Genomic DNA, 7,216 nt, shown 5'->3' with positions numbered 1-7,216 from the left:
GAACGGCGACGACGGTTGCTCGAACCTTCCGGCTTCGTGCCCTCTACCTTGTTTTCATCACGACGTTTGTCCTCTGTCCGTGCTTCCGACTCGTTCGCCGGTGTTGCTGCGCGAGGTGAACGATTAGGTGCCGCCCGATTGTCGTCCTTCGCGCGCGGTGGACGGCTGGCGGATGCTTTCTTGGCTGGAGCCTGAGTGGCAGCCATTTCCGGTTCGGCCTGCTTTTCGCCCCCACCGAATATCTGACCGATCACACGCTTGAGCAATCCCAAGGCACTGGTATTGGCCGCGTTCGTGGTGGCCGCCGGAACATTAGCCGCAACAGGCGCGCTGGCGGCAGCCTTGGGCTGTGGCGCGGGTTGAGCTGCCGGACGAATCGGTTCGATCGGCGCAATGGGACGTCGCGGCGCACGCTCCAGTTCGGGCAAGGCAACGGCAAGCGGTTCAATCAGGGCACGCGAACTGGCCGGTGCTTCGGCAAGATCCGGACGACGTACGCGTTCGATTTTAAAGTGCGGTGTCTCAAGGTTGATGTTGGGAATAATCAAGAGCTCGACCTGGTGGTTTAGCTCGATCTCACGCAACTGCTCACGCTTCTCATTGAGGAGATAAGTGCCCACATCGACCGGCACCTGGGCCACGACACGCCCGGTCTGATCCTTCATGGATTCATCAATCACCAAACGCAGGATCGACAGGGAAAGTGATTCAACCGAGCGAATGTGCCCCTGCCCCATGCAGCGCGGGCAGACGTGTTGCGCCGATTCTTCAAGAGATGAGGACAACCGCTGGCGTGACATTTCGAGCAGGCCGAACCGGGAAATGCGGCCCAGTTGCACCCGGGCACGATCCATCTTGAGGGCATCACGCAGGCGGTTTTCAACTTCACGTTGATGCTTGGGCTGCCCCATGTCGATGAAGTCGATGACGACGAGCCCCCCCAAGTCCCGCAGGCGCAGTTGACGGGCGATCTCGTCGGCCGCTTCAAGATTCGTATTGAATGCCGTGTCTTCGATATCCTGACCCTTGGTGCTGCGCCCGGAGTTGATATCGACAGCAGTCAGGGCTTCGGCTACATCGAACACCAACTCGCCGCCGGAAGGCAGGGTGACCGTTCGCTCGTAGGCCGATTCGATCTGGGATTCGATCTGGTAACGCGTGAACAGCGGCGTACGGTCCTGATACAGATGAATCTTGTCCACGGAATCCGGAGAAACGAGATTCACGAAATCCAGCGCCTGCTGGTACATGTTGGGCTCGTCGATCAACACTTCGCCGATGTCGTTACGCATGTAATCGCGCAATGCACGAATGATCAGGTCGCTTTCCTGATAAATCAGGAACGGTGCCTTGCGGGACTCGGATTTTTTCAGAATGGCAACCCATACCTGTTGCAGGTAATCGAGATCCGATTGCAGCTCGGCGGGTTCACGTCCGACACCTGCCGTACGCACGATCAGCCCCATCCCTTCAGGCACGGTCAACTCGGACAGCGCCGCCTTGATCTCGGCGCGATCGTCGCCTTCGATGCGACGGGATACGCCACCGGCGCGCGGATTGTTCGGCATCAGAACCAGATAACGGCCCGCCAGGCTGACGAACGTGGTGAGGGCAGCCCCTTTGTTGCCGCGCTCTTCCTTTTCGACCTGAACGATGATTTCCTGGCCTTCTTTCAACGCCGATTTGATGACCGGGCGCCCCTTGTCATCAACGGCCTCCGAATCAAAATAGCTGCGAGCGATTTCCTTGAAGGGCAGAAAGCCGTGGCGGTCTGCGCCGTAATTAACGAAAACCGCTTCGAGACTCGGCTCGATTCGCGTGATTAACGCTTTGTAAATATTGGATTTTTTCTGTTCGTGGCCAGGTGTTTCTATGTCAATGTCATAGAGCGTCTGTCCATCGACGAGCGCCACCCGAATCTCTTCGGCCTGGGTGGCATTGATTAGCATTCTTTTCATGGATTGATTCTCGAATAAAACGCCACCCGCGCAGCCATGCGGGCTGCGACCAATCGGCCTTGAGCGGGAGCGTTAACATTGGGAGGAGAGATTGATGCGATTGTGGCTGCAGGTCGATTGGCATGAGATTAGCCGGGCGCGACGAACGATGGCGGCGGTTTGAAACCGAAGCCGCCATCCAATCGTGGCCCGAGCAAGCCGTTGCACTGCGAAAACGCGGCACAACCTCATGGAGCAAAACCAGTGTCACCAGCCAGAACAGGCGCATAAATCCTTCAGGATGATCGTAATTAATACGGAAACTGTTTGAAGCCGTTTCAAAACAACAGATTATCAAGGGCTTCGTGAACGAACCACCGATCTGGCGGTCTGCCCGCTTCAGTCACCTGCCCCCATTGGTTTAGGGTAAGCAGAAAATCTGAAGTGGCGCGCTTGATTGCTCGAGCCGAACCTACACGCCATTTCGATGGAAAATTTCCACACCATCAAAATTGGACGGAAGCGGCCCGAGCCACTCAAAGCCCGAGGAGTGTAACACAACACCCATCACGAGATGCGCATAATAAATGCGATCGAAATACGCCATAATGTGCCGATGAAAACACTCCCCATGGCACCTGCCGGTCCGCCCATCGAAAAGAAACAATCCGTGCGTCGCGTCACCGTCGATGCGCATTATGCCGGCCAACGCATCGACAATTTCCTGCTGCGCGAATTGGGCGCGACGCATGGCGAGGTTCCGCGTTCCCTGATTTACCGCATTCTGCGTACCGGAGAAGTCCGTGTGAACAGCCAACGCGCCAAGCCGACCACCCGGCTCGCGACGGGTGATGAGGTCCGCATCCCACCACTCAAGCTGCAAAGCGCATCACCGGAATCGGCGGGCGTGATCTCACCGAACTGGCTCGCGCGCGCTGCGGATATGATCGTGTACGAAGACGAAGCCCTGCTGGCCGTCAACAAACCCGCCGGCCTTGCCGTCCATGGCGGTTCGAACATCCCTTTTGGCCTGATCGAACTCATGCGCCAACACACGGGACTGGGTGAAAAACTCGAACTGGCCCATCGCATTGACCGCGATACCAGCGGCTTGTTGATTCTGGCCAAGACCCGCGCCGCCCTGCATTCGCTGCAAACCCAGTTCCGGCCGGAAGGCCATGCCGAAAAGCAGTATCTGGCCATCGTGCATGGTCATTGGCCGGACAAACTCAAACGCGTCGATGCACCGTTGGAAAAGTGGCAGGGCGAAGGTGAATCGCATCGGGTGCAGGTCAGCCCGCAGGGCAAGGAAGCCGTGACCCATTTCGCCGTGCTGGCCGCCAACAAGAATGCCACCCTGCTGCGGGCACAACTTGAAACCGGACGCACACACCAGATTCGCGTACACACCGCGCACGAGAACCACCCGATCATCGGCGATGAAAAATATGGTCAGCGCGAATGGGACAAACGACTCTTTCCATCCACTGGCGCCTCGGCCCGACGCCGCCCGCCTCTGCTGCTGCACGCCTATCGCCTGATGCTGACGCATCCGCAAACAGAACAACCACTGCAGTTGACAGCCCCGATCCCGAATAAATGGCGTTCGCTGGCACAACAACTCAACCTAACGCTGCCGGAACACGACCCGACATGAAGCACACCCTACCTCCACCCCAACTGATCATTTTTGACTGGGACGGCACACTGGTTCAGTCCACCGGCCACATTGTGCACAGCTTCGAGATGGCCATCGCGCACAGTAATCTGCCGCCGCTGGCGCCCGAGACGATACAAAGCATCATCGGCCTCGGTCTGGTCGAGGCGTGCCAGGCGCTCTATCCGGACCTTTCGCTTGAGCAGGCGCAGGCGCTGGGAAAAACCTACCAGCAGTTCTATTTCAGCCGAACCGATACCCTCGAAACCTATGCCGGGGCGGCAACCCTGCTGAATGATCTGCGTGAAGCGGGCTGCTGGTTGGCCATTGCCACCGGAAAATCGAACAGGGGCCTGCACGAAGCACTTGAAGAAACCGGTCTGGGTCACTACTTTCTTGGTACACGAACAGCCGAGCAAACCGCTTCCAAACCATCACCCTTGATGCTGATGGAACTGCTGGACGAATTCGGGCTGGAACCGGCGCAGGCCTGGATGATCGGCGATACTGACTTTGATTTACTGATGGCACACAATGCGGGCTGCGTCCCCATCGCCATCACCCATGGCGCACACGAAATTGATCGCCTTCACGCCGCCAAACCGGCCGCCGTCATTCATGATCTGCCCAGCCTGTTGCCGCTGTACCAGTCCGCCACCGCTCAAAAAGTGAGCCAGAATAAAGTGAGTATGAACGAATGAGCACCGCCCAGCCGCCACATGATGATCTGCGCATCGAACCCAATCTCGGCGCAGCATCCGCACAACACGCGAACGCATCGGAAAAAACTGCGGCGGGTGATGATGCCTGGGCGCGGGAGGCATTACTCGATCTTGCCCGCCAAGGCCTGAAGGAACAACGCAGCGCGCGCCGTTGGCGGGTGTTTTTCCGGCTGATCAGCTTCGCGTTGGTGATCTGGATCATTGCCTGGATTTCTTTCAGCGGCGATCTGGACGATGGCAAGGGTCTTGTCATCAAGGAGCCATCGGCAGGCATCATCGATATCAGCGGTGTGATTGCCGCAGGGCAGGAAGCCTCCGCGGAGGAAATCATCCCCGTACTGGAAAAGGCATTCAAGAACAAACAGATCAAGGGCATCGTTCTGCGCATGAACACGCCGGGCGGCAGCCCCGTCCAGTCCGGCGAAATCTTTGATGCGATCATGCGACTGCGCAATCAATACCCTGCCAAACCGGTGTACGCCGTCGTCGAGGATGTATGCGCTTCCGGCGGTTATTACATTGCGGCCGCAGCCGACAAAATATATGCAAATCAGGCATCACTCGTCGGTTCGATCGGTGTGCGGATGGACAGCTTCGGATTCGTGGAAGCCATGCACAAACTGGGTATTGAAAGCCGTCTTTTGACTGCGGGTGCAAACAAGGCCATGCTCGATCCATTCTCTCCTGAGAATCCCGCTCAGGTGCAATACATGCAGAACCTGCTCGATCAGGTACATCAACAGTTCATCGATGCCGTCAAAAAAGGCCGGGGCAAACGTCTCGCCAACGACCCCGACCTGTTCTCCGGTCTGATCTACACCGGCGCGCAGGCACAGAAGAACGGACTGATCGACGGCCTGGGCACGGTACGCAGCGTGGTTCGAGATGAATTGCACCTCAAAAACGAAGTCAACCTTACGCCAAGCAAGAGCCCATTCGAAGAACTTCTGGGCAAAACCAGTACACAGATCAGCCAGTCGCTGACGAGCCTCTGGGCGGCGAATTTAGGCCCTAAACTATTGCCTTAGGCCGCGATCTTGGGATTTGGCTCAGCACACATAGAATGACAGACATGGTCGATCAAATTACCCCCACTGAAACAGAGTCCATACCGGAGGCTATTGTCGCCGAGCCACCGATGTATCAGGTGATTCTACTCAACGACGACTTCACGCCGATGGATTTCGTCGTCCGCATTCTGGTTGAATTGTTTTACCTGTCGACCGAACAGGCTGAACGCGTTATGTTAGAGGTTCATCATAAAGGTCGAGGCGTCTGCGGCCTGTTTACGCGGGAAATCGCCGAAACCCGTGTAGCGCAGGTCAATCAGGTCGCGCGCCAGAATGAACATCCGCTCTTGTGCGTGATGGAACCGGCACCCCAGTAACCCATGGGATCAGATAGGAGTTCTCCGTGTTAAGCAAAGCCTTGGAAACCACCATCAGCCGCGTATTTGACCGATCCCGGCGTCAAAGATACGAGTTTGTCACCTTAGAAGCGCTCACCCATGCCCTGCTCGAGGACCCGGACGCACGCGCCGTGCTGGAAGGCTGCAATGCCAACATCTCGCAACTGGCCGTCGACCTGGAAAACCACATTCGCCACACCACACCGCGCATCCCGGAAAATGACGCCCGTGAAACACAGCCCACGCTCGGCTTTCAGCGCGTACTACAACGTGCCGTCATGCAGGTACAGTCCGCTCAACGGAACGAAGTATCCGGCGCGCATGTCTTGGCGGCATTGTTCGCCGAGCAGGATTCACATACGGTGCATTTGCTGCACAAGGCCGGTGTGACGCGCCTGGATGTGATCAATTTCATCTCGCATGGCCTGACTCAAGATGAACCGGCAGCCAATGAAGCACCAGCCGAAAAAGAACGCGAAAAGCCTGAAGTCGCCGATGAGAACAGCTTCGAAAACTTCGTCATCAATCTCAATCAGCTTGCCCGCGACGGCAAGATCGACCCGCTGATCGGACGCGCCCCTGAAATCGAACGGGTACAGCAGATCTTGTGTCGGCGACGGAAAAACAATCCACTACTGGTCGGCGAGGCCGGTGTCGGTAAAACAGCTCTGGCCGAAGGTCTCGCACGCAAAATTGTTGAAGGCGAAGTGCCTGAAACCCTCAAGGATGCGGTGGTCTATTCGCTCGACCTCGGTTCTCTGGTCGCTGGCACAAAATATCGCGGTGATTTTGAAAAGCGGCTTAAGGTTGTCCTGAAAAGGATCAAATCATTGCCGAATGCCATTCTGTTCATCGATGAGATTCACACCCTGATCGGTGCCGGTTCCGCCTCCGGTGGCTCCATGGATGCATCCAACCTGATCAAGCCCGCGCTTGCTAACGGGGACTTGCGTTGCATCGGCTCCACGACCCACCAGGAATACCGGGCAATCTTCGAAAAGGATGCCGCCCTTACCCGCCGCTTCCAGAAACTGGATGTCCCCGAACCCAGCGAGCATGAAGCCATCGCCATTCTGCAGGGGCTGCGCAGCGGCTATGAAAAACACCATGGCGTTTCGTATACCGATGATGCACTGGAGGCCGCCGTCCGACTTTCCAATCGTCACATATCCGATCGTCATTTGCCGGACAAGGCTATTGACGTCATCGATGAGGCCGGAGCGCAACATCGCCTGATAGAACCGGCACCGGAGAGCAATCTGATTACGGCCACTGAAATTGAGCGCGTCGTCGCCAAGATCGCCCGCATTCCGGAACGCAGCGTGTCCACATCCGATCGTGAAGTGCTGCGCCACCTGGATCGCAACCTCAACATGGTGGTGTTCGGTCAGGAAGACGCCATCGAACAGATCACGACATCCATTCGTATGGCGCGCTCCGGATTGCGTACGGCAGACAAGCCCATCGGTTCCTACCTTTTTGCCGGCCCGAC

At 57.1% G+C, this 7,216-nt stretch carries 6 protein-coding genes; 5 read left to right on the top strand and 1 reads right to left on the bottom strand.

All coding sequences use genetic code 11. The features are described from left to right. Positions 1 to 1,958: Rne/Rng family ribonuclease (locus PHD44_RS11895; protein ID WP_300192012.1), on the bottom strand; the 1,958-nt coding region annotated here is incomplete at its 3' end. A gap of 610 nt (positions 1,959 to 2,568) precedes the next feature. Here PHD44_RS11895 and PHD44_RS11890 point away from each other — a divergent pair. The 5 genes from PHD44_RS11890 to PHD44_RS11870 all read left to right on the top strand — a co-directional run. Beyond that, positions 2,569 to 3,594, top strand: a complete 1,026-nt coding sequence (locus tag PHD44_RS11890) for an RluA family pseudouridine synthase (RefSeq protein WP_300192010.1) — start codon at positions 2,569 to 2,571, stop codon at positions 3,592 to 3,594. Then, a complete protein-coding gene (locus PHD44_RS11885; RefSeq protein ID WP_300192008.1) occupies positions 3,591 to 4,295 on the top strand; it encodes an HAD family hydrolase in 705 nt (234 codons plus the stop codon). The genes PHD44_RS11890 and PHD44_RS11885 overlap by 4 nt, the downstream gene beginning before the upstream one ends. Next, entirely contained in the window at positions 4,292 to 5,344 is a 1,053-nt protein-coding gene (gene sppA, locus PHD44_RS11880; RefSeq protein WP_300192006.1) for a signal peptide peptidase SppA, read from the top strand. Before PHD44_RS11885 ends, sppA begins: the two co-directional genes overlap by 4 nt. Positions 5,345 to 5,388: 44 nt before the next feature. After that, positions 5,389 to 5,703 carry an ATP-dependent Clp protease adapter ClpS gene (clpS, locus tag PHD44_RS11875; RefSeq protein WP_300192004.1) on the top strand — a complete coding sequence of 105 codons (315 nt, stop codon included), beginning with the start codon at positions 5,389 to 5,391 and terminating at the stop codon, positions 5,701 to 5,703. A 26-nt stretch (positions 5,704 to 5,729) separates the two neighbouring features. Next, on the top strand, positions 5,730 to 7,216 hold a 1,487-nt coding region (locus tag PHD44_RS11870; RefSeq protein WP_300192002.1), incomplete at its 3' end, for an AAA family ATPase.

It is taken from the genome of Halothiobacillus sp. (assembly GCF_028710545.1).
Taxonomy (GTDB): domain Bacteria; phylum Pseudomonadota; class Gammaproteobacteria; order Halothiobacillales; family Halothiobacillaceae; genus Halothiobacillus.
The sequence above is the reverse complement of the archived record's forward strand: the minus strand, read 5'-3'. Positions and strand labels throughout refer to the sequence as shown.